This is a genomic window from Arthrobacter senegalensis, from assembly GCF_059091765.1.
Window position 1 is genome coordinate 278,118 of record NZ_JBNHGZ010000002.1, and the last position, 26,660, is coordinate 304,777.

The window sequence follows — 26,660 nt, forward strand, 5'->3', positions numbered from 1 at the left end:
CCCGCTACAGCTTCGCGTGCGCCTGCAGGAACGAATAGACCTCAGTCTCGTCCACTCCGGGGAAGGCACCCGGGGGTAGTGCGGCGAGGAGGTGGGAGTTGGCGCGGGCGCTGGGCCAGGCGTGGCCGGCCCACTGGGCCGCGAGGTCGGCGGGTGGGCGCCGGCAGCAGGATTCGTCCGGGCAGTTGGAGACGGAGCGCTCCGGAGTGTCGCGGCCGCGGAACCACTTCACTTCCTTGTACGGGATGCCGATGCTCAGGGAGTACTCCCCCGACGAGTGCCGCTCCGAGATGGCGGTGCACCAGAAGGTCCCGGCTTTGGTGTCCGTGTACTGGTTAAAGGCACGGAACTTGTCCGGCACGTCGAAGACTGCCCGTGAGGTCCAGTTGCGGCAGACCGGCTGGCCCTCGATGGCGCCGGTGTGGTCGGCTGGAAAATTCACGCCGTCATTTTCATAGGCCTTGTGGATGATGCCGGAGACGTGGACCTTCTGGAAGTGGCAGGTGATGCCCAGGTGATGCGTGGCTAGGTTGGTGAAGCGGTGGGCCGCAGTCTCGTAGGAGACGCTGAAGGCGTCGCGCAGGTCCTCGATGGCCAGCTCCTTGGCGGCCTTGGCTTTCTGCAGGAAGTCCACGGTGGCGTGCTCGGGCATGAGTAGTGCCGCGGCGAAGTAGTTGGTGTACACGCGCTGGCGGAGGAAGTCCGCGTAGTCGGTGGGCGTCTGATGTCCCAGCACGTAGTGGCCGACGGCCTGCAGCAGCACCGAGCGCGGGTCGTGTTCCGACCGGTGGCCCTGGGTTAGGTAAATTCTGTTGTTCTTCAAATCCGTCACGGAGCGGGTGGAATGCGGCAGATCGCTGACGTACTGCAGGCTGAACCCGAGGTGCTCGGCGATGTCCGCGGCCACGTGATGGGACAGCGGGCCGCCCTTGAACCCGACCGCCTTGAGCAGCTCCTGGGCCTGGGCCTCGATGTCCTCGTAGTGGTTGTTCCGGGAACGCATTTCCGCCCGCAGTTCTGTATTGGCGCGGCGGGCTTCCTCCGGGGTCGCGGCCTGCTCGTCCAGCCGGCGTTCCAGCTCGTGCTGCAACCCCACCAATGACTCCAGCACGTCTATTGGGAGCCGCGAGCTGACGCGGACTTTCGGCAGCCCGAGCGACTCGTACAGCGGCCCGCGCTGGTAGCGTTCCAGCTCGATCTCTAGTGCAGCCCGGCGGCTGGGCGGCTCGGCGCCGAGCAGCTGGTCAATGCCCACACCCAGCGCCTTGCCGAGGGCCTGCAGCATGCCGAGCTTCGGCTCGCGCTTGCCGTTTTCGATCAGCGAGAGCTGCGACGGCGCAGCGCCGACGGCGGCACCGAGATCGTCCAGGGTCATGCCCTGGGCCTTGCGCAGGTGTCGCACCCGCCGGCCCAGGCTGATGACGTCGATTTCGGGCTCTACGGAGGCACCGCCGTCGTGCTTGGCGGGACGATTCCAGCTGGTGGTTGTCATTTCTTGAGGATACGAGAAGAACTGCAAATCTTTCCAGCAATATCTCTGGTTTAGGTGTTGCAGAGTGCGGAATAGTCGGTTTCACGAAGGATTTGGGCCGGACGATCACCGAAGATCGGAACCTGCCGGACCCGACACCGAACAGGAGACAGCAATGACTGCATCATTTGAGCCGGCCCCGTTGAACGCTGAGGAAGCGGCCAAGGCACTGGAGCTCGAGTGGGCCGCCGATTCCCGCTGGGAGGGCATCACTCGCGACTACACCGCAGCGGATGTCGTCCGCCTCCGCGGCCGGGTCCAGGAAGAGCACACGTTGGCCAAGCGCGGCGCGCAGAAGCTGTGGAAGCAGCTGACCGAGGAGGCCGCCGAGGGCCGCTACACCAACGCGCTCGGCGCGCTGACCGGCAACCAGGCGGTGCAGCAGGTCAAGGCCGGGCTGCGCGCCATCTATCTCTCCGGCTGGCAGGTGGCCGCGGACGCCAACCTCTCCGGCCACACCTACCCGGACCAGTCGCTGTACCCGGCGAACTCGGTGCCGCAGGTGGTCCGCCGGATCAACAACGCGCTGATGCGGGCCGACCAGATCGAGTTCTCCGAGGGCATCCAGACCGTCGAGGACTGGCTGGTGCCGATCGTGGCCGACGCCGAGGCCGGCTTCGGCGGGCCGCTGAACGCCTACGAGCTGATGAAGTCCATGATCGCCGCCGGCGCCTCCGGCGTGCACTGGGAGGACCAGCTGGCCTCGGAGAAGAAGTGCGGCCACCTGGGCGGCAAGGTGCTGATCCCCACCGGCCAGCACATCCGCACCCTGAACGCGGCCCGGCTGGCCGCCGACGTCGCCGGCACGCCTTCGGTGATCATCGCCCGGACCGACGCCGAGGCCGCCACGCTGCTCACCTCCGACGTGGACGAGCGCGACGCCGAGTTCATCACCGGCGAGCGCACCCCCGAGGGCTTCTACAAGGTCCGCAACGGGATTGAGCCGTGCATTGCCCGGGCCAAGGCCTACGCCCCGTACTCGGACCTGATCTGGATGGAGACCGGCACCCCGGACCTGGAGCTGGCCCGGCAGTTCGCGGAGGCGGTCAAGGCCGAGTTCCCGGACCAGATGCTCTCCTACAACTGCTCGCCGTCCTTCAACTGGAAGAAGCACCTGGACGATGACACGATCGCCAAGTTCCAGCGCGAGCTCGGGGCGATGGGCTTCACCTTCCAGTTCATCACCCTGGCCGGCTTCCACGCCTTGAACTACTCGATGTTCGACCTGGCCCACGGCTACGCCCGCAACGGGATGAGCGCCTACGTGGACCTGCAGGAGCGCGAATTCGGCGCCGAAGACCGCGGCTACACCGCAACCAAGCACCAGCGCGAAGTGGGCACCGGCTACTTCGACACCATCTCCACTGCCCTCAACCCCAACGGCAGCACCCTGGCACTGGTCGGCTCCACCGAAGAGGGCCAGTTCCACTAACGACGACGGGGCGCCCCTCCGGCGCTGCGCCGGGACCCGCCGCGGCACGACCTTCCGACGGCCACGGACGGCCTTACGGAAGCTATTAGCCGCTTTCCGGGTCCCGGCTCCGCACCTCAGATCCGAAGGTCACCTTTGGCACCCAGGCCGGGCGCCGGCGTCGTACTTACAAAAGTTTTCTTGAGGAGTGAATGAGCGATGAACGATCCGATTACCTTGAACGGGATTACGTTGACGGGCCCGGCCGTGTGCCGGCAGGAGGAAGTGCTGACGCCGCAGGCGCTGGAGTTCGTGGCCAGGCTGCACCAGGCCACAGCGGCCCGGCGGCGCGAGCTGCTGGTGCAGCGGGAGAACCGGCGGCGCTCGATCGCCCGCGGGCACGACCCGAAGTTCCTGCCCGGCACCCGGCACATCCGCGAGGATTCCTCGTGGCGCGTCGCTCCCCCGGCGCCCGGGCTGGAGGACCGCCGGGTGGAGATCACCGGGCCGGTGGAGAAGAAGATGACCATCAACGCGCTGAACTCCGGCGCGAAGGTGTGGCTGGCGGACATGGAGGACTCCTCTACGCCCAGCTGGTCCAACGTGATCAACGGGCAGCTGAACCTGACCGACGTGCTGGAACGGCGGATCGACTTCGTCTCCGACACGGGCAAGGAATACAAGCTCACCGGTCGGACGCTGACGGACCTGCCCACGATCGTGGTCCGGCCGCGCGGCTGGCACCTGCCGGAGAAGCACATGCTGATCGGCGGCGAACCGGTGGCCGGCGGCATCGTGGACTTTGGCCTGTACTTCTTCCACAACGCCCAGCGGCTCATCGCCCAGGGCCGCGGACCGTATTTCTACCTGCCAAAGATCGAGTCGCACCTGGAAGCCCGGCTGTGGAACGACGTGTTCATCCTGGCGCAGGACCTGCTGGGCATCCCGCAGGGCACCATCCGCGCCACCGTGCTGATCGAGACCATCACGGCCGCGTTCGAGATGGAGGAGATCCTGTACGAACTGCGCGACCACGCCTCGGGGCTGAACGCCGGCCGATGGGACTACATCTTCTCGGTGATCAAGAACTTCCGCGCCCGCGGGCCACGGTTTGTGCTCCCGGACCGCACGCAGGTGACCATGACGGCGCCGTTCATGCGCTCCTATACCGAGCAGCTGGTCCGCGCGTGCCACCGCCGCGGCGCCATGGCGGTCGGCGGGATGGCCGCGTTCATCCCCAGCCGCCGCGACCCGGAGGCCAACGCCATTGCCATGGAGAAGGTGCACGCGGACAAGACCCGCGAAGCCTCCGACGGGTTCGACGGCTCCTGGGTGGCGCACCCGGACCTGGTGCCGGTCTGCCGCGAGGTGTTTGACTCGGTGCTCGGCGACCGGCCCAACCAGCTGGACCGCCAGCGAGAGGACGTCACGCCCGACGACGCCGCCCTGCTGAACGTCGCCGGCACCGAGGGCTCCATCACCGAGACCGGCATCCGCACCAACCTGGAAGTCGGCATCCAATACATCGAGTCCTGGCTGCGCGGCAACGGCGCGGTGGCCATCCACAACCTGATGGAGGACGCCGCGACGGCGGAGATCTCCCGCTCGCAAATTTGGCAGTGGATCCACGCCCACGCCGTAACCGACGACGGCGAGATCATCACCCGCGAATGGGTCCGCGAACTGCTGGAGGAAGAGTTCGCCGCTCTGCCGCGGTTCGACGGCGACCGGTTCGACGACGCCCGCGAAATCTTCGAAGAGTGCGCCCTCGGCGAAGAGTTCCCCGCCTTCCTGACGATCCCCGCCTACCAGAACTACCTGCTGGAGAAGTCGCCGGCGAAGGTGATTGCCGCAGCCTGATCCGTCCGGCGGTTGACCGGGGTCCAATAGCCAGCCCCCGGTCACCGCCGGCACCAAAAACTTTCCGCAGGGCCGCCAGGTCCACGCATCTTTCGCCACAAGCAGCCCGATGGTCGGGCGGACCGGCGGACCCTGCGGAAGCACAGTGAAATGAAACGCCGGGTGCGGCTCTCTAGAGGGAGCCGCACCCGGCGTTTTCGCTTTTTCGAGTGGATTACGTAGCCGGGACCCTCCGGGCTGAGCAAGGATCTCGGCGGTCCTGCAGATAGCGGGTGCCCGATCCCGGACCGCGTAAGCCACGCCCTTGGCCACAGGCAGCCCGAAGTCCGGGCGGCCCGGACCGGTCCTGCGGAGACTGAGCAATTGAAGCTTTCGCGATTACGCTCTCATGCGGCGAGCTGCGCAGTGAGGCTAATTGATTCCTTTGTTCTAGAAGTATCGACGGAGATAGTCTCTGAGATCCCCGTCGCAAACATAGATGTACGTGCCGAATATCCCTCGAGTGAGCAGCACGGCGTAAATATTCCGCACGTACTGGAGAAGGTCTTGGTCGGAGTATTCGATGCCGAGCTTCGGGTTGTTTTCACGACCCTTCTTGTCGTGATATTTGGACCGGTCGAATGTGACTTTCCTCGCCGCTTTGTCATAGCGGAGATCTTCGCCAATGATGACGCCCGCATAGTTCAAGTCGTAGCCTTGCACGGTGTGAATTGAGCCGACTTCCAGCTCTGAGCTGGGTGAGTTGATCCAGTCGCGTTGAACCGAGTTCCACCGAAGCTTCACACCGTCGAGTTCGATGTCGAACCTATTCTTGTCCGTCTTGCTACTCCACTTCCAGGCGTACCCTGCGATCAGGCGTGACAGTCCCTTCTCCTGATCGCGCAGGAGGATCTCTCGTCTCATCTCCCCGAGATCTGTGAAGAAGCGGAGGTCGTAGCCCTCGAAGTCCTCACGTGCCGGCGGTGGTGTTTCACTGAGTACTTTGCGAACATACCCGACATAGTCCTGTTCCGCAGAAATCCTCATCTGTGATTGAAGGGGGTAGAGACGGCTTGAAGCCGATGCTTCTTCTAGGAGGGCGTTCGTGGTGGCGGCGGGCAGGTCTGCGGGGCGCACACTTTGCCCTGTATCGAGCATCAGAATCGTGTGTTTGCTCTGCTTCCTGACCCAATCTAATTGTGTCAACTTGGGGTCGTCCTCACCGAAGAGTTTGCGATTTATCTCAGCGAACTTTTTGTTGAGCGGGCCCGATGGCTGATTGGCCCTTTGGTTGAGGCGGTGCGCTTCATCGACAATCAATAAATCAAAAGGCTCGTCGCTCTCGCCAACGGAAAAAGGCGTGAGTACGAGGTTTTTGTGGAGTCCGGGGGTGAGCGTGAAGACCCGAGAGATGGATGCCCTGAGTGACTGTTGGGGTACGACGAGACCCACGCGTAATGTTGCCAGGAGTTCGGCGCGACCTGGTGTGAAGAATTCACTGAAGATGGAGTCACTGTCTAGTGGTTCTTCTGGGTTGTGCCGCCTAATGTCTTCCAGTAGCTTCAGAAGATAGATGGCGACAACCGTCTTCCCCGTGCCGGGATTGCCTTGGACGACGACAGTGCTCGGTGTATCGCTTTCCAAATCAGCGAAGAGTCCTTCGAGGATATCCTCGACAGCGATGGCCTGATCATGATTAAGCGCTTTGAACGGTGAAAGCTTGAAGAGATCACTGTTGATGATTTCAGGAAGAGTTCGCTGGAAGAGGTGCTCTTGGGTACGAAGCCTTTCGAAGACCTCGTCGAAGCTCTTCCTATACACTTCGCGGTCATAGTAGTCGGCGTCTGTGATGCCCGCGTTTTGGTTGAGCACCTGATACTGTCCGTCTCCGGAGAACATCCGGATGAGATAGGACTCCAAATCCAGGCAGGCTGACTTGTTGAAAGTTTTGTCCAGCACGACGCGAACCCAGCTGAGCCGACGCTTCTCGTCTGAGTCTAAATGCTGCCGCATGCGGCTTTCGGAGTTCAATGATTCTCCGACGTACACCTCAGTGTCATTGTTCATGACGTACACTACAGGCCAGTTGCGGTGTCGAAGATCGGCTGCACCCCACGCCCGGATTTCGTCCGGAGCGAATGGAAAGCGTTCGAGGCTAAAGTTGGTCATACTTCTCGCTTCGTCCTCGTGCCTTTTCTACCGGGTACTTATTGCCCGTTTTCTTCAGCTTCTCTAACACTATAGTGTGCGGATTTACGCCCAATCGGTCGGCAAGGAGAAAACAGTACGTGAGTACGTCCGCGAGCTCTTCCTGTGCTGAAAGAAGGTCCTCCCCGCCCCACTGGAAGCACTCAAGGAGCTCTGCAGCCTCAATGCTGATGCTCTTTGCAAGATTCTCGGGCGTATGAAACTGCCCCCAATCTCGTTCGGCAACGAACGCGCGAAGTGTTTCCAAGGGATACGTATCTTGCATGGAACAAAGCTATCAGCCAGCTTTGATGGCCCCTGTAACTATTGCCGCTTTATCATCATTGTTGCACCCACAGCGGCCATCAACGAAGACCAACTGCTGTTCAACGTCGTCAGTACGATCGGATGTCGTCCTCGTGGGGCGCTCCGCCTTCGCCTTCCCAGGTTTCCAAGCGCGCAATCTTGGAAGCGTTGAACTTTCGACGCACTCCGTAGCCGCCCTGATCGTCGTCCTCGATGAAGACGACGCCGAACTGCTCCAAGGCACGGCGCAATTGCCAGTTCTGCTCCGGGGTAAGCGCCTGGTTGCCCTTCTCGAAATCGCGCACCTGTTTTTTGTCCAGGCCGGCTGCCTTGCCGATCACCTTGGACGAAACCTGGGTTAGTGCGCGGGCCGCACGGGCAAGATCTGAAGGAATGATCATCGATGACTTAGTCATGGCCTGATCATCCCAGTCTTTGAGAAAAGGTGCAGCCGTCGTTGCGGCTTTCCGCCACGCCACCTCCAGCGTCCGGAAAATACCGGCACGTAAATAGCTTGTTGTCCTCAGCCACATCAAGCGATGCATGCCCTAGGTTGGAGCCATGATCGCGCTGCAAGCTCCAGATCCGGTCGAGGTTGTGGTCCGCAACGACGCCCCTGATGCTTGGGACGTTCTCGCCTCCCTCGGTCCGCTGGCGATTCTCGTCGCCGCCCTGATAGCCGCCTACATAGGCTGGCGCAGCATGCGCGCTCAGGCCCATGCAGATCGCCGTGCCCAGTGGTGGGCGCGGGCGGAGTGGGCGCTCGATGCGTCCATGTCCCCCAGCCTGGACCGCAAGGTGGTTGGGCTCGGCGTGTTGGCGCTTCTCGCCGAAAGCCATTTGGCCGGCGAGGAAGAGGCGCGGATTCTTCAGGTCGCCTCAACCGATGCCTTGGCTAAGCAGGTCACGGCTCTTGAGGACGTGGAGACCATGCCGGCCTCCCCCAAAGCCACTGACTCCGCACAACAGGACAGTGTCAGAATCCAGGCAGCCAGACTTCGTGTAGTGACGGACAAGAAACAAGGGCACCAGACACCCGAGTGGATCGTTGAGCTGGCCCGAACTTCGACTTAATCCGCGGTCATGGCACAATGACGGCAGACTAAGCCCGGAGGAAATGCATGACAACCCACGATCAAACCGTCCCAGAAACGCAGCAAAAGCCGAAAAGCTACTTGGAGTGGAAGTTTTCCAGCGGCGGCAAAGTCTTCCGCGATCTGCTCGGGATTGCCTTCATTTTTCTGTTCATCACGCTTTTCAATATCGCGGGCAACGGGTTTTGGATGAACCTTGGCGGTGCCGTCCTTATCGGCCTTGCCCTCGATGCCGTTGAATACCAGCACGAAGTGCATCGGCGGCCAGCCGTCCGGAAACACGTCATCTGGTGGCAACTGCTGGCCGCGGTTGCCGTGACCATTCTGTACATCAGCGTGCTCCAGTTGACCCGCTGACCATCGGCTGCCAGCCCCGGGCTCAACTGAACGGCGGCGCTCAGGCGAGCACCGCCGTCGTTGTTTCCTAGCTCCGGAACAGGCCGCTGTAGGCGTTGAGGGCCGGCTGGCCGCCGAGGTGTGCGTAGAGCACTGTGCTCTCGGCCGGGATCTGCTTGCTGCTGACCAGGTCGATTAGGGCGGCCATGGATTTTCCTTCGTAGACCGGGTCGGTGATCATGGCTTCGAGCGAGGCGCTCAGCCGCATGGCTTCCAGCGTGGATTCGACCGGGATGCCGTAGAGGTCGCCGGCCCAGCCTTCCAGTACCGTGATCTCGTCGTCGTGCAGTCCCCGCTCGAGGCCGATGAGCTGCGCCGTGTTGCGGGCGATGCGGCCGACCTGGTCGCGGGTTTTGGACAGGGTGGCGGAGGCGTCGATGCCGAGCACCCGGCGCGACCGGCCGCCGGCGTCCTGCAGGGCCGCGAACCCGGCGATCATGCCGGCGTGGGTGGAGCCGGTGACGGTGCAGACCACGATGGTGTCGAAGAAGACGCCGAGCTCCTTCTCCTGCTGCTGGACCTCGTAGGCCCAGTTGGCGAATCCCAGCCCGCCGAGCCTGTGCTCGGAGGCGCCGGCCGGGATGGCGTAGGGCTTGCCGCCGGCCGCCTCGACCTCGGCGATGGCGTTCTGCCAGGAGTCGCGGATGCCGATGTCGAAGCCCGCCGGGTCGAGCCGCACGTCCGCCCCCATCAGCCGGGAGAGCAAAATGTTGCCGACGCGGTCGGTGAGCGGGTCCGGCCAGTCCACCCAGTTCTCCTGCACCAGCAGCGCCTTCAGGCCGAGGGTCGCGGCCACTGCTGCTACCTGCCGGGTGTGGTTGGACTGGAAGCCGCCGATGGACACGATGGTGTCCGCACCCTCCGCGAGGATGTCCGGGACGATGTACTCGAGCTTGCGGGTCTTGTTGCCGCCGTAGGCCAGGCCGGAATTGACGTCCTCCCGCTTGGCCCAGAGCTGAGCACCACCCAAATGCTTGCTGAGCCGGGGCAGGTGGTGGACCGGGCTGGGGCCGAACGTGAGCGGGTAGCGGTCGAACTCCGTGATGGCCATGTGGTCCCCGTTCTGCCTCGGCGGCTACTGGCCTGATCCGGCGTTCTCCGGAGCGGTGATGTTGACCATCCAATTCACACCGAACTTGTCCGTGAGCTGCCCGAAGTAGTCGCCCCACGGGGCCTTTTCAAGCGGCTGGTTGACGGTTGCTCCGTCGCTCAGGCCCTCCCAGTAGCTGCGCAGCTTGTCGTCCTCGCCCGGGTCTTCGCCGCTGGAGCTGACACAGATGTAGCCGTTCGGGGAGGCCTGCATCTCGGGCGGCACGTCCGACGCCATCAGCAGGAAGCCGCGGTCCACGGTCACGGACGAGTGCATGATTTTCCCGCCGGTCTCGGGGCTCTCGTCGCCCATTCCCTCGGCGTAGGTCATTTTGCTCAGCTCGCCGCCGAACACGGAGTGATAGAACTCGATCGCCTCCGCGGCGTTGCCGGTGAACTGCAGGTAGGGGTTCAGGTCCAGTGCCATGGGTCTGCCTTCCGTAGTGGATGCGGCGCGTTCCGTGCCGCGTTCATTCTTGCGCCTTCCACGGCGCGCGGGAAGGGGCGGCGGGCCCCGGCCGCACCTGCCCGTGAGGTGGAACGTCCAACCTGTGCGTGCTCCGGTGCTTCCGCACCCTGTGCCGGGAAGCGGGGGTCAGTAAGTCCGCTCGACGCCGAACTCCAGCGGGGGCAGTGCGGCCCGCCGCTGGACCAGGTCCTGGGCGTGGGCGGCCAGCCGCCGATCCTCGTCTGAGCGCAGCACGAGTTGCGGAACCTTGGCGGCGTGCCCAGCCTCGTCCCGGGTGACGAAGACGGTCATGCACTGAGTGGTGTCCCGCCAGTCGCCGCCGCGCGGGTCCCGTGCCCGCACATGGACGGCGATGTGCATGGAGTGCGGACCGGTGTGGATCATCCGCGCGGAGAGTTCCACCAGGTCCCCGATGTGGACCGGGTTCAGGAAGTGGATGCCGCCGGAGTAGACCGCCACGGCGTCGGCACCGCACCAGCCCATGGCGCAGGCCCTGGCCACCTCGTCGATCCAGCGCATCACGATCCCGCCGTGGGCGTTGCCGCCCCAGTTCACGTCCGTGGGGGCGGCGAGGAAGCGGAAGTTTTCGGAGGGAGTGGTGCCCGCATCCGTATATGCCTGGGAGCTCATCACCTCGCGGATCTCGCGCCGGGCCTCCAGCCGGCCCTCGATCCCGCGGGCCAGCCGCTCCGACGCGTCGTCGGTCGGCGCCCATGCCGGAACGGGCCGGGGCCGCCGTTGCTCGTCCATGGCGACGAACACCAGGATGCAGTCCATCGCCGGCCGGAACTGCCGCGAGCGCACGTCGGCCGCATCGACGGTGACGACCACCTGCATGCTGGAACGGCCGGTGTGCGCGATGCGGGCGCTGACCTCGATCAGGTCGCCGTTGTGGATCGGCCGGGTGAAGTGCACATTGCCGACGTACGCGGTGACGCAGTATCCGCCCGAGTATCCGACGGCGCATGCGTACCCGGCCTTGTCGATCCATTCGAGGACCCTTCCGGCCTGTACCGTGGTCCCGTCGGCCGCGACGTCGGTGGGCGCGGCGAGGAAGCGCAGCGTGATCGAATCTTCCATGGCGCCATCGTAGCCGCGCGTGGGGCCGCCGTTGCCGGTTCGCGGACGAGCCGGGCGCTGAGGGACGGCCGAACGGATGAGGGACGGTGCCGGACTGCAGAGGCACGTGGCCGAACCGCAGAGGGACGTGGCCCGACTGCAGAGGGACCGACACAAAAACGTCCGCTCCCCGGAGACCCGGGAAGCGGACGTTTCGGTGCAGCCTGCGGGGGGCTCGGCTAGCGCCGGCCTGCCAGGGCGTCCTCGCGGCCTCCGAGTGCCGCCTTTTCCTCGGCCACCTTGGCGTCGTGGGCGGCGCGGATCGCGGTGTGCTCCGGGTTGCGGCGCAGCCACAGGTAGCCGATGCCGAGCGCGACGAACCAGACCGGGGTGAACAGCAGGGCCGCCAGCGTGTCCGGCTGGGTGGTCAGCGCCCACAGGATGAAGGCGAAGAAGGCCATGACCACGTAGGGCATGAACGAGCCGCCCGGCATCTTGAACTTGCTGGCCTCGTGCAGCTGCGGCCGGCGACGGCGGTACACGATGTAGCTGACCAGGATGATGGTCCAAACGAACATGAAGCAGAGCGCCGAAACCGTGGTGACCATGGTGAACGCCTCGGAGACGCTGCCCTCCGCGTAGAGCAGAACCACGCCGGCGAGCAGGAACATGCAGGAGAACAGCAGCGCGCTGCGCGGCACACCGCGGCTCGAGAGCTTGCCGAAGCGCTTCGGGGCATCGCCCTCCAGCGAGAGGCCGTAGATCATGCGCGACGTCGAGTAGATGCCCGAGTTCGCCGACGACGTCGCCGAGGTCAGGACCACGAAGTTCACGACGCCGGCCGCGCCGACGAGGCCGGCGAGGGCGAACATGCCCACGAACGGGGATTCGTCGGCGTTGAACCCGGTCCACGGCTGGACGGCCATCAGGATGATGAGGGCGCCTACGTAGAAAATCAGGATGCGGATCGGGATGGAGTTCACCGCCCGCGGCAGGTTCTTTTCCGGGTCCTTCGTCTCGGCGGCGGTGGTGCCGACCAGTTCGATTCCGACGAACGCGAACACGGCGATCTGGAACCCGGCCACGAAGCCCATGAAGCCGGTGGGGAACATTCCGCCGTGCTCCCACAGGTTTCCGAAGGAGGCGCGGACGCCGTCGTGCTCGAAGTTGGTGATAATCATGACCAGCCCGACGACGATCAGGGCCACGATGGCGATGATCTTGATCAGCGCGAACCAGAATTCGGTCTCGCCGAAGGCCCGCACGGTGGGCAGGTTCAGCGCGAGCAGCAGCAGGATGCAGGCGAGCGCCGGGATCCACAGCGGCAGGTCAGGCCACCAGAACGCCACGTAGTGCGCGATCGCGACGACGTCGGCGATGCCGGTGACCACCCAGCAGAACCAATACGTCCAGCCGGTGAAGAACGCCGCCCACGGTCCCAGGATGTCGCCGGCGAAGTCGCCGAAGTTCTTGTACTCGGTGTTGCTCAGCAGCAGCTCGCCCATCGCCCGCATGACGAAGAAGAGCATGAAACCGATGATCATGTAGACGAAGATGACCGAGGGGCCGGCGACGGAAATCGTCTTGCCCGAGCCCATGAAAAGCCCGGTGCCAATCGCACCGCCGATGGCGATCAACTGGATGTGGCGGTTGGATAAAGACCGCTGGAGGTGCGGTTCGGTGCTGGTGGCGCTCACTATGTTCCTTACGGGTGGGACTGTGCAGCTGCGGGAGGTTCCCTTCGAACCGGTCGGACGCAGGCTCCATTGCCCGTCCGGCCAGACCGAGAGCAAGCCGCCCGCGGCTCAGCCCGGAGGGGCCGACTGGGTGACCTACGCCACGAAAACCTATCTGCCGCGGCTCACGTGGGTCAAATCGAGAACAATCGGGAGCACGTCCAGGCTGGCCCGCGAGGAAACGCGCGGTGAACAGGGCTGGCATTCCGCCGGCCGGCCGGTGGGCGCGCTTCGCCGCCCGCCGGCTGGCCCGTGGGCCGCGTTTTGCCGGATATAGTCGGGGCAAAATAACGTTTCATCGAGAGAGTCGGTGTCGATTGTGAGTGCGAGCGTCGGGGTCTTGAAGGGCGCGCTGGGAGTGGTTGCCGCGCTGGCCATGTTCCTGCCGCAGCAGGTGCCGGTTTCGCAGGTGCCGGTTTCGCAGGTGCCCGTTGCGCAGGTGCCGGTTTCGCAGGTGCCCGTCCCACAGGCTCCCGCCTCAGGATCCGAGGAGGCCGTGCCGGTGATGCTGATTCTGGACGCTTCCGGCTCCATGCTCAACCCCGACGCCGACGCCAAGGGCACCCTGCGGATGGACGCAGCCAAGGCCGCTGCCACGGAGCTGGTGGAAACCCTGCCGGCGGGATCGCAGCTGGGCCTCATGGTCTACGGCACCAACACGGACAGTTCCCCCGAGGCCCGGGCCGAGGGCTGCAAGGACGTGAGCGTGCTGTCCAAACTGGGCACCGCAGATCCCGGGAAACTGGTCGATCAGATCGACTCGATCAAGGCGTCCGGCTACACCCCGGTGGGCGAGGCGCTGCGCCGGGCCGCCGCGGAGCTTCCCGACGACCGTCCCCGCAGCATTGTGCTGGTGTCGGACGGCATCGACACCTGCTCGCCGCCGCCGCCGTGCGAGGTCGCCAAGGACCTGGCCAAGGACGGCGTGGACCTGGCCATGCACACCATCGGGTTCAAGGTGGATGCGCAGGCCCGCAAGGAACTCGAATGCATCGCCAAGGCCTCCGGGGGCACCTACGCCGACGCGGACAACGCTGACACGCTGCGTGAGCAGATGGTCATCAAGACCGTCCGCGCGCTGAACCCCTACGACTTCGCCGGCATCCCGGTGACCGGCGGCAAGAGCGCCGCCGCTGCCGCGGAGGTGTCCACAGGCCAGTACCTGGACACCTTCGCCGCCGGCAGCGACAAGACGTACGAGGGCGGGACGCGCAAGTTCTACAAGGTCCACCTGGACGACGGCGAGCGCCTGCACGTCAGCGCGTCCCTGGTGATGCCGATCCGGGCCGGCAGCATGACTACCTACAGCGCCCTGGAGCTCGAGGTCTTTTCCCCCGACGGGCAGGAATGTCTGAACTCGATTCGCGAATCCCGCGACGAAGCCCGGCTCTCCGACGGCCCGGTCACCGCGGTGCTCTCCACTGGCGCCATGGGCAGCGGCGACAAAGAGTGCCTCGAGCCCACCGGCGGCGGCGACCTGGTGGTCAGCGTGACCCGGAGCGGTCCCGGCTGGAAAAAGGACCCGCTGCCGATGGAGCTGCTCTTCCTCGCCGAGCCGGAGGCCGATACCACCGGACTGCCCGCCGGCTACGACGCCGTGACCAAGCTCGATCTGCTGAAGCCGGGCACCAAGCCGCGGGAGACCACTCCCGGCAACAGCTTCAATTCCGCCCCCGAGCTGGCGCCCGGCAGCTTTGCGGCCACGCTCATCCCCGGCGAGGTGCACTTCTACAGGGTTCCGGTGGACTACGGGCAGCAGCTGCGTGCCGTCGCCCAGCTCGGCGATTACGAAAAGGACATCTTCAATCCGTCCTACCTGCAGGTCGGCGTCGCCAATCCGCTACGCCAGCCGGTGACGATCACCGACGGCACCTCCACGGGGGCCTACGGCATGACGTCCATGGCCGACCCGGGCACCAAGGTGGCAGCGAACTTCGCCTCTCCGGTGCGCTACCGCAACGCCGCCGAGGGCATTCACGACGTCCGCACCCTGTACCTTGCCGGCGACTACTACCTCCAGGTGGCCGTCGACCCGCTGTACTTCGAGGACGCGAAGGAGACGGAGATCCCCTATACCCTGACCCTGGATCTGGTCGGCGACGTCGAACCCGGCCCCGGCATGACCGAACCCGGTGCTTCCGCCGCGGCCACCGAATCCGCGGTGGCCGAACCGGCGGACCACCAGGCGGGGACGGCAACTGTCGTTGCCGTGGCGGACGACGGCGAAGGCCCGGCTTCGGTCCCGGCCCTCGCCTGGGGCATCGGCGCGGCCCTGGTCCTCGCCGCCGGCGTGGCCACCGCCGTCGTACTCCGCAGGAATCGCGGCGTGAAGTAACGCCGGGCTACCGGCTGCGGCTGTGGTCGGCGGGGTCTGTCTCGTCGGAGGACAGCGCCTGGAGGCGCCGGAGGTCCTCGGGGTGCAGTTCGGGCCGGTCCCGCATGGCGTCGAGAAGTAGCTGCATCTGCCGGTTCAGGGCCGGCGTGTGTTCGGGGTGGCCCTCGGCACGGACGTGGGCGATGAGCATGCGGAGGACCCGCAGGAGAGCGGCGACGACCTCCGGCTGGTCCAGGCTCGTCTGTCGCAGCTGGTCAAAGGCATGGTCGACGTATTCGGCATGGTCAAGGTTCCACGGCTGCAGCAGTACCCGGCCTGACTCGTCCTTCAGCGCTTCCGCAGCAAGCGGGGCGGTCAGGACCGCCCGCAGAAGGCTGCCCAGCCTCAGGATGACCTCCACTGCCGTGGTGGGGTCGTTGATGGCCGGGCTAAGCGCCCGCAGGCCTATGTCAACCAGCTGGCGGATAGCGAAGTCGACATCCTGCAGCATGGTCCGCGAGTCGGCTATGGCAATCGCCCCGGCAAGCTTCTCCCGGCTGCGCTCCGGCGGTGGCGGCCACACCGTGAACAATGCTTCACCCGCGTGGATGTAAGCACCCACACGGGTTTCCATCCGCACCGTCGTGCCGGCAGGGACCGCTCCCAGCAGCTGGCCGCTGTCCACCTGGCTGATCCATCCGCTCATCCGGCAAGGAATGACGGCGGCATTCCCGGGGGCATGGAAGTCTTTGGGCTCCACGGGCTGCAGGCCAGAGGGCACCCGGTTAAGAGCCGCCACGACGGTCCGGCCCTCTGCCGCGATGACCCGGGCGACGTTGCCAACCTGCAGTCCGCGGGCAAGATGGTCCAGGTGGACGATGATCCCCACCACGGTCACCAGGGTGAGGACGACGGCGATCGTCAGGGATATGCGCGGCGCCGGCTCGGTCGGTTCCCCGCTCAGGCTCGGCAGGACGAGGACGCAGTAGAAAAACGTGGCAACGAGCAGGCCGATAACCGCCTGGCTGAGCCGGTCCCGGATGAACGAGCGCATCACACGCGGCGAGAACTGGTCGCTGGCCAGCTGCAGGCTCACCACGGTCAACGAGAAAACCACGCCGACGGTGGTGATCATCGCTCCCGCGACGGTGGACAGCAGCCAGGTGGCGGCATTGCTGCTCATCGCCAGCGTGAGCGGCACATCGGCATGGTGGCCGAGGGCTCGGTCGACGGCGGTGGCACCGATGGCCAGCGCGATGCCGGCCAACATCACCACCGCCGGGAAGAGAAAGAGGCTCTCCTTGAAGCGGTAGCGCAACGCGGCAACACGCAGGCCCCAGGCACCTTCCTCTCGCTGAACCCCCGACTCCTTGCTCCTCCGCACCGGGCGGCTCACCAGGCGGAAGCGAGGATCAGCGGCGGCTGGCCCGGCAGCGAGCAGGTCAGCGTCAGGGCCGTGGCCGGCCTCTCCTGGGACCCGGGAGTTCGGTAGACGGTCAACGTCAATGGGTTGGCATCGATGGTGGTGACGCTGCCCTCGGTGGTGGGCACCGCCGTCGTCGTGGTGGGGACGATGCCGCCGGGACCGCCGCTGCCGCGGACCGGGAGGGCGCCGGCCAGCGGCTCGAGCTTGCCGTCCACGTCGCGGAACTGCTCCGCGCCGGATCCGCCCTGGATGATCACGGTGGCCAGCGCGGTGGCGTAGACCGGGTCGGCGCAGGCGTCGTAGACCCAGCGGTCGCCGAGCACGGAGTGGTCCATGGTCCCGGCCAGGAATTGTTCGGCTCCGGGCAGCGGTGCGCCCCGGTAGGTCAGCGGGACGTGCAGCACCGGACCCTCTCCGGCCCGGACCAGGTGCGTTTCCATGCCGACCTCTCCGGCCGGATCGTCGAAGCGGAAGGCGCCAAGGTGCTCCAGCTCGCCGGCGCTGGCTCCAAGTTGTTGGAACCATGGCTGTTCGGGCAGCCATGCCGCCAGCAGCTCCTGCTTGGTGGGATTCAACACTGCGTCGTAAATGATGGCCATGTTTGTAGCCTATCCACTCTTGGACGGGCACGGGCGGGCGGTCAGTCGGTCACCGGCTAGCCGGGCCGCCTCGGTGGTCACTCCCCTTTCGCTCGCGGGATGCCCGGCTCAGACGAATGCGGGATGCCTGGACTCAGACGGATGCGGGCTCGGCGAGGATGGCGTCGATCTGGCCCATGGCACCCTGCATGCCCTCGACCATCCCCATCTCGAGCATCTTCTCCAGCTGCTCGGCGGACTCGAACCTGGACTCGGTGGTCATCCGGGTGCGGCTGCCGATGGATTCCAGCGTGACCGTGGCGTAGGTGGTGCCCAGGTCCGCCACCGGCTCGCCGTCGTCGTCGGCAAACCCGTCCTCGAAGGTCAGCCGGTGCGGGGCCTCGATCGCGGTGATCCGCCACCAGCCGGCGGCCGTCTCGCCGTCGGGCCCGGTCATGTAGTAACTGGCCGTGCCGCCGGGAGTGAACTCGTGCTTGCTGAAGGTGGCGGGCCACTCGGGCGGGCCCCACCAGCGTTCCAGCTGGCGCGGATCCTCCCAGAGCTGCCAGACGCGCTCGACGGGTGCATCGAACTCGGCCACGAGGGTGAACGTCAGGGCCTCGAGGTCCTGCTTGGTATCGATAACCGGCATGACGGTGTCCTTCCTATCCCATGGCGAGAATGTCCTGGATCCGGTCAACGCGTTGGCGCCAGAGCATCTCGTATTCGTCGAGCAGGCGACGGGCTCTTCGCACTCCTTCAGGATGAGGCCGCACCATCTGCTCCCTTCCGCGCTTCTCCTTAACCACCAGGGAAGCCCGTTCCAAGACCGCGACGTGTTTCTGTACCGCGGCGAAACTCATCTTGTACCCCGCCGCCAGGCCCGACACCGAGAACTCGCCGGTGAGCACCCGGGCCACGATGTCGCGGCGGGTGGCGTCGGCGAGCGCCTGGAAGAGGCGGTCCAACTCGAGGTCACTGACTTGATCTACAACCATTTGGTTGCAGGTTAGTCCTCGGTGGCCGCGGGGTCAAGGGTGCGGTACAGCCGCTGGCAGATCTGGAGCCCAGCCGGCATGCCCCGGGCTTGCGTGCTGGTTATGGGCGCGCCGACAGCGTGCCTGTGGAGCGCCCGAGAGAGGCCCTCGCGGCAGCTTGGCGGACAAACGGCCCTTGGCCCGGGACGGCGTCGCTGCCCCGGGCCATTAGGTGTCAGTCGGAGACGTCGTTGGGTCAGGACGTTAGGCCCGTGTCCGAGTCTCCGGACTGCTTCGGGACGGGCTGCTGGAATTCAGGGTCCCTTCGCAGCTCGATGATGAGCGATACGCCCAGCAGTGCCACGATGATCGTGAACGGCAGCGCCGAGAGCATCGCCGCCTGCTGGAGGGCGGCCAACCCCCCGACGAGGAGCAGCAGCACCGCACACACGCCGGTGAGCGCGCCCCAGATGCTCAGTACCGGCTTGCTGGGCTCCAGCGTCCCCTTGGACGAGAGCATGCTCAGCACGAAGGTGTTGGCGTCGGCGCCGGAGATGAAGAACAGCGCCACCAGGATCACGGTGATGACGGAGGTGAGCGTCACCAGCGGCAGGTTTTCGAGCATCGCGAAGAAGGCCGAGTTGATGTTCTCGTTCGTTGCCTCGCCGATCCTGGCACCGTTCATATCCATGTTGATGGCGGTGCCGCCGAAGATGGTGAACCATGCGAAGAACACCACGCTAGGCACAGCCAGCACGCCGGCGACGAATTGCCTGATGGTTCGGCCTCGGGAGATCTTGGCCAGGAAGACCCCGACGAAGGCACCCCAGCTGAGCCACCAAGCCATCATGAAGTACGTCCACCACTGCATCCACTGCATGTCCTCGGGCGTACTCGGGGTGATCAGACTCGCCTCGAGGAAGTCGTTGAAGTAGGTGCCGACCGAGCGGAAGAACAGGTTGGAGATGAAGTTGGTCGGCCCGGTGATCAGCACGAAGAGCGCCAGCAGGACCGACAGCGACATGGTCACTTGGCTGATGTACTTGATCCCGCGGTTTACTCCGGACAATGCGGACAGCGTGAACAGCACCGTCACCACCGCGATGATGAGGATCTGCATCGCCAGGCCGGACGGGAGCCCGAAGACCCGGTCCATGCCCTCGGCGATCTGCGAAGCACCCAGTCCCAAAGACGTCGTCGTACCAAAAAGCGTGGCGATGATGGCGAATACGTCGATCAGCTTGCCGAACCAGCCGTCCATCGCTTTGCCGAAGATGGGCCTCAGCATGGGAGACACGAGTCCGGGACGCTTTTTGCGGTGGGTCGAGTACGCAATGGCCAGGCCGAAGATGCCAAACACGGCCCAGGCGTGCGGTCCCCAGTCGAAGAAACTGAACTGCATTGCCCGGACGGCGGCCTGCATGGTTTCCGGCTCGGCCAAAGCATGTGGGGGTGCCATGAAGTGCGAAATCGGTTCCGCCACGCCGTAGCTGATCAGGCCGATGCCCATCACGGCGGACAGGATCATGGCCAGCCAGGCCCACGTGCTGTGTTCCGGCCGGTCGGTGCTGGACCCCAACCGGATCCCGCCGAAGCGGCTGAAGGCCAGGTAGAGCATGAGCCCGATGCACAACAGCGTCACCAGGAGATAGCTCCAGCCCACCGAGCGCGCTACCCAGTCCATGCTCGTGGTCATGGCGGCACCGAGGCTGTCCGGCGACACGGCTGCCCAGAGGACGAACGCTGCAATGAGTGCCAGCGATGCCCAGAAAACCGTGCCGGGCTTTCGGTCGGCATGAATGCCGTCCGGCAGCGGGTCGCGTGGCGCCCCGCGGGACGACTTGGCTAGTTGTTGAACCATGGAAATCTCCGAATCTCGGGAGCAGGCTGCCGGCAGTTGCCGTTACAGCGGGGAAAGACCTTCGCTGTCGTAGAAGCGGCCGGCCTGGTAGACCATGGGCGAAGCGTCGCTGACTTCGGCGTGCCGCACTCGGCAGATGAAGACGGTATGCGTCTTGGCTTGAAAACGTTCCCGGATCTCGGCTTCCAGCGCGGCGGAGGATCCGTCGAGCAGCGGGGAGCCGTTGGGGCCGGCGTGCCATTCGATCTCGGCGAACTTGTCAGCCGCCTTCGACGCGAAGGTGGCAACGGTGCCCTGCTGCCGGTTGCTGAGGATATTGATGCCAAGGTGCGTGGAGGCAAACAGTGCGGGGTAGGTCGACGAGGTCTTTTGGATGCAGACCATCACCAGCGGCGGTTCCAGCGAAACAGACGCGTAGGCGTTCACGGCCAGCCCCTTGGGGGTGTCCCCTTCCGTCGTCGTCACCACGGTCACACCAGTGACAAACTGACGGTTGAAAGTCTTCATGATCTCGGGGTCCGGTTCTCCGGAGAGGGAATCCACGACGACGCCGGGACCCTCCGCCTCGAGCGCGTCACCCAAGTGCCGGATCCCCAGCGACCCCAGCAGTTCCCTGCTGTCCCAGGTCACGGTTTCCTGCTTGATGCGGCCGCCGGCCATGGAGACGAAATTGGAACCGCGGGTCTGCACCCGGCGCCCGGTCGGCGGCACGCCCATGAAGGCAGCGCTGTGCGTTCCCGTCGACGTCCAGAAGATGGCTGCCGTGTCACCGTCAACAACCACCGCGTCCACCGTGGTGACCAGGTCGGGGAAGGCCCGCCGGACTTCCTGGATGTCCCCCTGCAGCTGGCCGAGATCCATGCTCTTGCCGCTGCCTTTGCTGATCCTGATGTAGTCAGGGGTAACCAGCGCTTCGAGCGCTTCGACCTCCCCGCGATCCCACGCTGCGGACCATGCACTTGCCACTGCAGTATCGAAAGTCTGTTGCATGGCAGTGAGCGTAATGTAGATCACTAGAGAAGGCAACATCGAGCTGGAAACCAAGCCGGGAGGCCGTAACAGCGCGAATCAGTGCGGATTTATCGCGAAGCCTTGACGAGCTCATGTATGCAACATAACCTCTCATGTATGCATCAGACGATCAGCCAGCAGGACCTCCTGCAGCCGGGCGAGGAACTGCCCCTCCTCGACCGGGTCCGCGCGCTCATCCTCGGGGGTGATTTCCCGCCGGGCGCTCCGGTGTCCGAAGTGTTCCTCGCTCAGGAGTTCGACGTGAGCCGCACACCGGTCCGCGAAGCCCTGAAACAGCTGCAGCACGAGGGCCTCGTGGAAATTCGGCCGAAGGTCGGCACCTTCGTCCGGGAACCCACTCGGCGCGAGATTGTCGAACTGTTCCAGCTCAAGGAAAGCTTCGAAGGACTGGCGGCCGGCCTGTTGGCCCGCCGCGGCCCCGTGCGCGAGATTGCGGTCCTGGAACGCAACCTGGAGGAATCCGACGAGGCCGCCGCCGCGGGCGACGCCGAGCGCTATGCGGCCTTGGTGCACGAGTTCCACCAGACCATCATTGACGGCGCCGACAACAACAAGCTGGCCGAACACTACGGGCGCCTGATGAACCAGTTGGCGTACCACCGGCTCGTCCTGCGCACCGCCGGGCATCCCGGTCGGATCGTCGCCTCTACCGCCGAACACCGCACCGTGCTGCAGATGATCAAGGACAAGGACCATTTCGGCGCCGAAGCGGCCATGCGCAACCACGTCTATGCATCCTCCCGCGAAGTCCTGACCGACTCGCGGACCCGAAACGACTGACCTTCTACTACGACATCCGGGCATCTAAGCCCTGTGAAAGGACCCACCATGCGCTTTTCCATCTTCCACGGCCTTGGCGCCCCAGGAGACCTGGGCAACTACAACCAGCACATGAAGGATGCCCGCGAGTACGCGGTGACCGCGGAGAAGTACGGCTTCTGGTCCACCTGGTACACGGAGCACCACTTCGGCCACGAGGGCCAGGAACTGACTCCCAATCCCATCCTGATGGGCGTGGACATTGCCGCCCGCACCTCCAAGATCCGCATCGGCCAGGCCGCTTCCATCGTCACGTTCTGGCACCCGCTGCGGCTGGCCGAAGACCTGGCGCTGCTGGACCAGCTCTCCGACGGCAGGCTCGAGGTCGGCGTCGGCCGCGGCCTGTACGGACGCGAGGCGCTCAACCTGAACCCGGCGGCCGATCCCCGCGACCAAGAGAAGAACCGGGCGCTCTTCGCCGAGACCATGGAGATCCTCGACAAGGCCTGGTACAACGACTTTTTCAGCCACAAGGGCGAGTTCTATGAGTTCCCGGCCCCGGGCGTGAAGTGGAACCACCCGCTCTCCCCCGCCACCCCCGAGTACACCGAAGACGGTGTCATCACGAAGATGGCCGTGACGCCGCGTCCGCTGCAGCCGAAGCTGCCGCTGTGGCAGGTCATCGACACTCCGCGGTCCATCGTCGGAGCCGCCCAGAACGGAATCCAGGGCATCTTCTGGCTGCCGCCCGTGTCCGCGCTCAAGGGCCGGTTCGAGCTGTACCGCGAGCACGCCGCCCAGGCCCAGGGCCGCGAGGTGCCGCTGGGTGAGGGCATCGCGCTGGTCCGCGACGTGTACGTGGCCGACACCATGGAGCAGGCGCGCGAAGAGTTCGAAGAAGCGGTCATGAACACCTATCGCTGGATCACCCACTGGCGCGGACTGTCCAACCTGATGGAAGAGGGCGAAGAACTCACCGACGCCCACACGCTGGACTTCGACATGCTGATGGACCGCAACATGCTGGTGGGCACGCCGGAGTACGTCACCGAAAAGGTCCGGGAACTGCAGCGCGAAGTCGGCCTGGAGCACATGATGCTGTGGACCACCCACCCCGGGCTGGGGCACCACAAGGCGATGCGCAGCCTGGAGCTGTTCTCGGAGAAAGTGAAGCCCCACTTTGACTAACATCGCCCCGGCCACACCGGGTGAACATCCCGGCATCCGCAAGATCGTCTACTACCAGGAAGAGATACTGCAGGAAAACGGTGCCTTCGCTCCGGTTCCGGTATACCGGGCGACCGCCGCGGCGGTGATCGCGAACCCCTGGATCGGGACTGCAACGGACACCGACCTGGCCCCGGCATCGAAAATTGTCGCTCCGGCGGTCGCGCGGTTGCTGACCGACCGTCTCATCGCCGGGCTTGGCGGTGCCGACCGGATCGAGGCGTTCGGCAAGGCCGCGGTCGTCGGCACGTCGGGGGAAATTGAACATGCGGGAGCACTGATCCATACCCCGTACTTCGGCAACCTCGTCCGGGAGTTCCTGGAGGGCACGTCTATCATTTGCTTCGCCGACGACCGAGCCGACGCGGGAGAGCCTCTGGTGGTGCCCATGTGGCACAAGACCCAGGCAGCCACCCGCAGCCACTACCAAACCATCACCACACGAATCTCCGACGGGCCCCGGCCGGACGAGATCGTCGTAGTTGCCGCGGCATCAACCGGTCCCCGCCCGCACGCCAGAATCGGCGACCGCAGCACCGACCCGGCCGTCACGTCCCGCATCCTCGAAGGAGCCACCGCATGAACGTCCGCAAGATCGTTACCCTGACCGAAGAAACCCTGACCGAAGGCGGCCGGCCGGTCGAGCCCAACGCCCGGGTCGCCGTCGTAGCCGCAGTCATCGACAATCCCTGGCGCGGCCAGGGCTTTGTCGAAGACCTCACCGCCGGTATCGACGAGGTCGCCTCAAGGGTGGGCGAACTCCTCGCCCCCCGCGTGGTGAAGGCCCTCGGCGGGACGGTGGAAGCGTACGGCAAGGCGGCGATAGTGGGCCTCGAGGGCGAGATCGAGCACGGCTCGGCACTCATCCACACGCTGAAGTTCGGCGACCACTTCCGCAATGCGGCCAATGCCACCACGCTGCTGCCGGCGGTGGAAAAGCGCGGCCCGGCCGGGGTGACGTTCGACATCCCGCTGAAGCACATCACCGACGCGACCATCCGCTCGCACCACCAGAGCGTCGAGGTCCGGCTCGCCGATGCCCCGCATCCGGGCGAAATTGTCATCGCCTTGGCCGCCGCATCACAGGGCCGCCCGCAGCAGCGGCTGGCGCCCCTGGCCACCGAACAGTAACCGTGGAGACGAACCTGCCGATCGTCCTGCTGCACGGCGTCGGGCTGGACCGTTCCATGTGGGAACCGCTGGGCGAGCGTCTGCGCGACTCCACCGGACGGACCGTGCTGGCGCTTGACCTGCCCGGCCACGGCGGCCAGCCGCGGCTGGAGGCGCCGGTCTCGCTGGCCGATCTGGCCGACGACGTCGCGTCGCGGCTGCCCGGGCGGGCGCACCTGGTGGGCTTCTCGCTGGGCGCTCTGGTCGCGCAACATTTGGCCCGGTTCCGGCCCGAGCTCGTGGCTACCCTGACCAGTGTCAGCTCGGTGTGCCGGCGCACTCCGCAGGAGGCTGCATCGGTCGCGTCCCGGCTGGACAGCGCTGCGGCGGACTTTCCAGGCAGCGTCGAGGCCTCTATGGAGCGCTGGTTCCCGGCCGGTTCGGGGATCGACGCCGCCACAGTGGACGGCATTCGCCGGACCCTGCTGGCCAACGACCAGCAGTCGTACCTGCACGCGTACAGGGTCTTCGCTACCGAGGACGCCGAGATCGGCGCGGAACTCGGTGCCATTGCCGTGCCGTCGCTGGCCGTCACCGGGGACCAAGACCCCGGCTCGACCCCGGAGATGACCCGCCGTTTGGGCGAGGCCATCCCGGGGGCGCGCACCGCCGTCGTGCCCGGGGCCCGCCACATGCTCCCGGTGCAGCGCCGGGCCGAATTGGCGCGCCTCATCACCGACTTCATCAACGAATCGAGTCACGATACCCATGACTAGGAACTACAACCACTTCATCGACGGCCGCTGGAGCGCCCCCGCCGACGGCGCCTACTTCGAGAGCACCAACCCCGCCACGCTCGAGGTCCTCTACTCCGCCGCCCGCGGCAGCAAGGCCGACGTCGACCGCGCGGTCGCTGCTGCACGGGCGGCCTTCGAGAACCCGCTCTGGCGCGACCTGAGCCAGACCAAACGCGGGCACCTGCTGCGGCGGCTTGGCGACCTGGTGGGTGAGAACGCCGAGGAACTGGCACGGATGGAGACCGAGGACAACGGCAAGCTGCTGCGCGAGATGCGCGGGCAGCTGGCCACGTTGCCGGAGTACTTCTATTACTACGCCGGCCTGGCGGACAAGGTGCAGGGCAGCCAGATTCCCACCACCAACCCGGCGATCCTCAACTACACGCAGCGCGAACCGCTGGGCGTGGTCGGTGCCATCACGCCGTGGAACTCCCCGTTGACCCTGACGACGTCGAAGCTCGCCCCGGCGCTGGCGGCCGGCAACACGATCGTCATCAAGCCCTCCGAGTACACCTCGCGGACCGTCCTGCGGCTGGCCGAGCTGGCCGCCGAGGCCGGTTTCCCCGACGGCGTGGTCAACGTAGTCACCGGCATGGGTGCTGAAGCCGGCGCCGCGCTGGTGGACCATCCCGGGATCGCCAAGATCTCCTTTACCGGGTCCACCGCCACCGGCTCGGCGATCGCCGCGTCCGCCGCGTCCCGGTTCATCGGCACCACCCTGGAGCTCGGCGGCAAGAGCCCCAACATCGTGTTCGAGGACGCCAACGTGGCCAATGCGGCCATGGGCGTGGTGGCCGGGATTTTTGCCGCGGCCGGCCAGACCTGCATCGCGGGCAGCCGGGTCTTTGCGCACCGTTCCATCTATGACGAGCTGCTGGAACGGGTGGCTGAGCGGGCCGGGAGCATCGTGATCGGCGACCCGCTGCAGGACAGCACTGAACTGGGACCGCTGGCGTTTGCCGCGCAGCAGGAGAAGGTGGGCTCCTACGTGGAGCTGGGCGTCTCCGAGGGCGCCACTGTCTTGACCGGTGGCGGGCGGCCGGACGTCGAGCTGCCCGGCTACTTCTACGCACCCACGGTGCTCACCGACGTCGACAATTCCATGCGGGTGGTCCGCGAGGAGATTTTCGGCCCGGTGGCGGCGATCATGCCGTTCGAGACCGAAGAAGAAGTGCTGCAACTGGCCAACGACACCCAGTACGGGCTCGCGGCCGGTGTCTGGACGCAGAACCTGGCCCGAGCCCATCGGATGAGCCGGCGGCTGGAGGCCGGAACGGTCTGGGTCAACACGTATCGCGCGATGTCGCCCATGTCGCCGCGGCAGGGTTTCAAGAACAGCGGGGTGGGCATCGAGCACGGCATGGAGTCCATGCATGAGTACACGCGGCTGAAGAGCGTTTGGATCAACACCGACGAGGGCCCGGTGGCGGACCCGTTCGTGATGCGAAGCTAGGAGGACGAC

25 protein-coding genes are annotated in these 26,660 nt (G+C 65.6%); 11 read left to right on the forward strand and 14 right to left on the reverse strand.

Going from position 1 to position 26,660, the window contains the following annotated elements; translation table 11 throughout:
• Window positions 1-4: 4 nt before the first annotated feature.
• Window positions 5-1,519, reverse strand: coding sequence for a helix-turn-helix domain-containing protein (locus tag AC5RVG_RS06695; protein WP_494013222.1), 1,515 nt, complete (start codon window positions 1,517-1,519; stop codon window positions 5-7).
• A 127-nt stretch (window positions 1,520-1,646) separates the two neighbouring features.
• On the opposite strand from AC5RVG_RS06695, the gene aceA reads away from it, so the two are divergent.
• Window positions 1,647-2,963 carry an isocitrate lyase gene (aceA, locus tag AC5RVG_RS06700; RefSeq protein WP_494013223.1) on the forward strand — a complete coding sequence of 439 codons (1,317 nt, stop codon included), beginning with the start codon at window positions 1,647-1,649 and terminating at the stop codon, window positions 2,961-2,963.
• 198 nt (window positions 2,964-3,161) lie between these two features.
• Complete coding sequence (gene aceB / locus AC5RVG_RS06705) at window positions 3,162-4,802, forward strand: malate synthase A (RefSeq protein ID WP_494013224.1); 1,641 nt, start codon at window positions 3,162-3,164, stop codon at window positions 4,800-4,802.
• Between the two features lie 429 nt (window positions 4,803-5,231).
• On the opposite strand, the gene AC5RVG_RS06710 is transcribed toward aceB, so the two are convergent.
• From AC5RVG_RS06710 to AC5RVG_RS06720, 3 genes are all read right to left on the reverse strand, one after another.
• Entirely contained in the window at window positions 5,232-6,848 is a 1,617-nt protein-coding gene (locus AC5RVG_RS06710; RefSeq protein ID WP_494013225.1) for a DNA/RNA helicase domain-containing protein, read from the reverse strand.
• An 88-nt stretch (window positions 6,849-6,936) separates the two neighbouring features.
• Complete coding sequence (locus AC5RVG_RS06715; RefSeq protein WP_494013226.1) at window positions 6,937-7,254, reverse strand: nucleotide pyrophosphohydrolase; 318 nt, start codon at window positions 7,252-7,254, stop codon at window positions 6,937-6,939.
• A 109-nt stretch (window positions 7,255-7,363) separates the two neighbouring features.
• On the reverse strand, window positions 7,364-7,819 hold the full coding sequence (locus AC5RVG_RS06720) for a hypothetical protein (RefSeq protein ID WP_494013227.1): 456 nt from the start codon (window positions 7,817-7,819) through the stop codon (window positions 7,364-7,366).
• A gap of 16 nt (window positions 7,820-7,835) precedes the next feature.
• Between AC5RVG_RS06720 and AC5RVG_RS06725 the strand changes: the two genes are divergently transcribed.
• Both AC5RVG_RS06725 and AC5RVG_RS06730 read left to right on the forward strand, forming a co-directional pair.
• Complete coding sequence (locus AC5RVG_RS06725; protein ID WP_494013228.1) at window positions 7,836-8,348, forward strand: hypothetical protein; 513 nt, start codon at window positions 7,836-7,838, stop codon at window positions 8,346-8,348.
• A gap of 47 nt (window positions 8,349-8,395) precedes the next feature.
• On the forward strand, window positions 8,396-8,725 hold the full coding sequence (locus AC5RVG_RS06730) for a hypothetical protein (RefSeq protein WP_494013229.1): 330 nt from the start codon (window positions 8,396-8,398) through the stop codon (window positions 8,723-8,725).
• Between the two features lie 67 nt (window positions 8,726-8,792).
• Here AC5RVG_RS06730 and AC5RVG_RS06735 read toward each other — a convergent pair whose 3' ends face one another.
• The 4 genes from AC5RVG_RS06735 to cycA form a co-directional block, all read right to left on the reverse strand.
• Window positions 8,793-9,815, reverse strand: coding sequence for a 1-aminocyclopropane-1-carboxylate deaminase (locus tag AC5RVG_RS06735; RefSeq protein ID WP_494013230.1), 1,023 nt, complete (start codon window positions 9,813-9,815; stop codon window positions 8,793-8,795).
• A gap of 24 nt (window positions 9,816-9,839) precedes the next feature.
• Window positions 9,840-10,280, reverse strand: a complete 441-nt coding sequence (locus AC5RVG_RS06740; RefSeq protein WP_494002091.1) for a VOC family protein — start codon at window positions 10,278-10,280, stop codon at window positions 9,840-9,842.
• Between the two features lie 168 nt (window positions 10,281-10,448).
• A complete protein-coding gene (locus AC5RVG_RS06745; protein ID WP_494013231.1) occupies window positions 10,449-11,402 on the reverse strand; it encodes an acyl-CoA thioesterase in 954 nt (317 codons plus the stop codon).
• A 218-nt stretch (window positions 11,403-11,620) separates the two neighbouring features.
• A complete protein-coding gene (gene cycA, locus AC5RVG_RS06750) occupies window positions 11,621-13,078 on the reverse strand; it encodes a D-serine/D-alanine/glycine transporter (RefSeq protein WP_494013232.1) in 1,458 nt (485 codons plus the stop codon).
• Window positions 13,079-13,436: 358 nt separating this feature from the next.
• Between cycA and AC5RVG_RS06755 the strand changes: the two genes are divergently transcribed.
• The gene (locus tag AC5RVG_RS06755; protein ID WP_494013233.1) at window positions 13,437-15,452 is read left to right on the forward strand and encodes a vWA domain-containing protein; all 2,016 of its coding nucleotides are present in this window, start codon (window positions 13,437-13,439) and stop codon (window positions 15,450-15,452) included.
• Between the two features lie 7 nt (window positions 15,453-15,459).
• On the opposite strand, the gene AC5RVG_RS06760 is transcribed toward AC5RVG_RS06755, so the two are convergent.
• The 6 genes from AC5RVG_RS06760 to AC5RVG_RS06785 all read right to left on the reverse strand — a co-directional run bounded on the left by AC5RVG_RS06760 (window position 15,460) and on the right by AC5RVG_RS06785 (window position 21,263).
• Window positions 15,460-16,827 (reverse strand): DUF2254 domain-containing protein, encoded by a 1,368-nt coding sequence (locus tag AC5RVG_RS06760; protein ID WP_494013234.1) that lies wholly within the window; start codon window positions 16,825-16,827, stop codon window positions 15,460-15,462.
• Window positions 16,824-17,456 (reverse strand): CG0192-related protein, encoded by a 633-nt coding sequence (locus AC5RVG_RS06765; RefSeq protein WP_494013235.1) that lies wholly within the window; start codon window positions 17,454-17,456, stop codon window positions 16,824-16,826. The genes AC5RVG_RS06760 and AC5RVG_RS06765 overlap by 4 nt, the downstream gene beginning before the upstream one ends.
• Window positions 17,457-17,589: 133 nt before the next feature.
• Complete coding sequence (locus AC5RVG_RS06770; RefSeq protein ID WP_494013236.1) at window positions 17,590-18,087, reverse strand: SRPBCC family protein; 498 nt, start codon at window positions 18,085-18,087, stop codon at window positions 17,590-17,592.
• A 13-nt stretch (window positions 18,088-18,100) separates the two neighbouring features.
• A complete protein-coding gene (locus tag AC5RVG_RS06775) occupies window positions 18,101-18,433 on the reverse strand; it encodes an ArsR/SmtB family transcription factor (protein WP_494013237.1) in 333 nt (110 codons plus the stop codon).
• Window positions 18,434-18,668: 235 nt separating this feature from the next.
• Window positions 18,669-20,273 (reverse strand): BCCT family transporter, encoded by a 1,605-nt coding sequence (locus AC5RVG_RS06780; protein ID WP_494013238.1) that lies wholly within the window; start codon window positions 20,271-20,273, stop codon window positions 18,669-18,671.
• 42 nt (window positions 20,274-20,315) lie between these two features.
• Window positions 20,316-21,263, reverse strand: coding sequence for a flavin reductase (locus AC5RVG_RS06785; protein ID WP_494013239.1), 948 nt, complete (start codon window positions 21,261-21,263; stop codon window positions 20,316-20,318).
• 138 nt (window positions 21,264-21,401) lie between these two features.
• Between AC5RVG_RS06785 and AC5RVG_RS06790 the strand changes: the two genes are divergently transcribed.
• Genes AC5RVG_RS06790 through AC5RVG_RS06815 form a run of 6 tightly spaced genes read left to right on the forward strand, consistent with a single transcriptional unit; the run spans window position 21,402 to window position 26,651 of the window.
• The gene (locus AC5RVG_RS06790; protein ID WP_494013240.1) at window positions 21,402-22,085 is read left to right on the forward strand and encodes a GntR family transcriptional regulator; all 684 of its coding nucleotides are present in this window, start codon (window positions 21,402-21,404) and stop codon (window positions 22,083-22,085) included.
• A 48-nt stretch (window positions 22,086-22,133) separates the two neighbouring features.
• Window positions 22,134-23,252 carry an LLM class flavin-dependent oxidoreductase gene (locus AC5RVG_RS06795; RefSeq protein ID WP_494013241.1) on the forward strand — a complete coding sequence of 373 codons (1,119 nt, stop codon included), beginning with the start codon at window positions 22,134-22,136 and terminating at the stop codon, window positions 23,250-23,252.
• Entirely contained in the window at window positions 23,245-23,874 is a 630-nt protein-coding gene (locus tag AC5RVG_RS06800; RefSeq protein WP_494013242.1) for an amino acid synthesis family protein, read from the forward strand. Before AC5RVG_RS06795 ends, AC5RVG_RS06800 begins: the two co-directional genes overlap by 8 nt.
• The gene (locus AC5RVG_RS06805; protein ID WP_494013243.1) at window positions 23,871-24,422 is read left to right on the forward strand and encodes an amino acid synthesis family protein; all 552 of its coding nucleotides are present in this window, start codon (window positions 23,871-23,873) and stop codon (window positions 24,420-24,422) included. Before AC5RVG_RS06800 ends, AC5RVG_RS06805 begins: the two co-directional genes overlap by 4 nt.
• A gap of 2 nt (window positions 24,423-24,424) precedes the next feature.
• Window positions 24,425-25,177 (forward strand): alpha/beta fold hydrolase, encoded by a 753-nt coding sequence (locus AC5RVG_RS06810; protein ID WP_494013244.1) that lies wholly within the window; start codon window positions 24,425-24,427, stop codon window positions 25,175-25,177.
• On the forward strand, window positions 25,170-26,651 hold the full coding sequence (locus tag AC5RVG_RS06815; protein WP_494013245.1) for an aldehyde dehydrogenase: 1,482 nt from the start codon (window positions 25,170-25,172) through the stop codon (window positions 26,649-26,651). Before AC5RVG_RS06810 ends, AC5RVG_RS06815 begins: the two co-directional genes overlap by 8 nt.
• Window positions 26,652-26,660: the final 9 nt, after the last annotated feature.

What these genes read in the sequence shown, in the direction of transcription:
- AC5RVG_RS06815 (WP_494013245.1), top strand. Translation starts at nt 25,170, where the DNA reads ATGACTAGGAACTACAACCACTTCATCGACGGCCGCTGGAGCGCCCCC.
- AC5RVG_RS06710 (WP_494013225.1), bottom strand. Translation starts at nt 6,848, where the DNA reads ATGAACAATGACACTGAGGTGTACGTCGGAGAATCATTGAACTCCGAA.
- AC5RVG_RS06725 (WP_494013228.1), top strand. Translation starts at nt 7,836, where the DNA reads ATGATCGCGCTGCAAGCTCCAGATCCGGTCGAGGTTGTGGTCCGCAAC.
- AC5RVG_RS06790 (WP_494013240.1), top strand. Translation starts at nt 21,402, where the DNA reads ATGCATCAGACGATCAGCCAGCAGGACCTCCTGCAGCCGGGCGAGGAA.
- AC5RVG_RS06765 (WP_494013235.1), bottom strand. Translation starts at nt 17,456, where the DNA reads ATGGCCATCATTTACGACGCAGTGTTGAATCCCACCAAGCAGGAGCTG.
- AC5RVG_RS06785 (WP_494013239.1), bottom strand. Translation starts at nt 21,263, where the DNA reads ATGCAACAGACTTTCGATACTGCAGTGGCAAGTGCATGGTCCGCAGCG.
- AC5RVG_RS06805 (WP_494013243.1), top strand. Translation starts at nt 23,871, where the DNA reads ATGAACGTCCGCAAGATCGTTACCCTGACCGAAGAAACCCTGACCGAA.
- AC5RVG_RS06720 (WP_494013227.1), bottom strand. Translation starts at nt 7,819, where the DNA reads ATGCATCGCTTGATGTGGCTGAGGACAACAAGCTATTTACGTGCCGGT.
- aceB (WP_494013224.1), top strand. Translation starts at nt 3,162, where the DNA reads ATGAACGATCCGATTACCTTGAACGGGATTACGTTGACGGGCCCGGCC.
- AC5RVG_RS06715 (WP_494013226.1), bottom strand. Translation starts at nt 7,254, where the DNA reads ATGCAAGATACGTATCCCTTGGAAACACTTCGCGCGTTCGTTGCCGAA.
- AC5RVG_RS06795 (WP_494013241.1), top strand. Translation starts at nt 22,134, where the DNA reads ATGCGCTTTTCCATCTTCCACGGCCTTGGCGCCCCAGGAGACCTGGGC.
- aceA (WP_494013223.1), top strand. Translation starts at nt 1,647, where the DNA reads ATGACTGCATCATTTGAGCCGGCCCCGTTGAACGCTGAGGAAGCGGCC.
- AC5RVG_RS06745 (WP_494013231.1), bottom strand. Translation starts at nt 11,402, where the DNA reads ATGGAAGATTCGATCACGCTGCGCTTCCTCGCCGCGCCCACCGACGTC.
- AC5RVG_RS06735 (WP_494013230.1), bottom strand. Translation starts at nt 9,815, where the DNA reads ATGGCCATCACGGAGTTCGACCGCTACCCGCTCACGTTCGGCCCCAGC.
- AC5RVG_RS06740 (WP_494002091.1), bottom strand. Translation starts at nt 10,280, where the DNA reads ATGGCACTGGACCTGAACCCCTACCTGCAGTTCACCGGCAACGCCGCG.
- AC5RVG_RS06770 (WP_494013236.1), bottom strand. Translation starts at nt 18,087, where the DNA reads ATGCCGGTTATCGATACCAAGCAGGACCTCGAGGCCCTGACGTTCACC.
- AC5RVG_RS06730 (WP_494013229.1), top strand. Translation starts at nt 8,396, where the DNA reads ATGACAACCCACGATCAAACCGTCCCAGAAACGCAGCAAAAGCCGAAA.
- AC5RVG_RS06775 (WP_494013237.1), bottom strand. Translation starts at nt 18,433, where the DNA reads ATGGTTGTAGATCAAGTCAGTGACCTCGAGTTGGACCGCCTCTTCCAG.
- AC5RVG_RS06780 (WP_494013238.1), bottom strand. Translation starts at nt 20,273, where the DNA reads ATGGTTCAACAACTAGCCAAGTCGTCCCGCGGGGCGCCACGCGACCCG.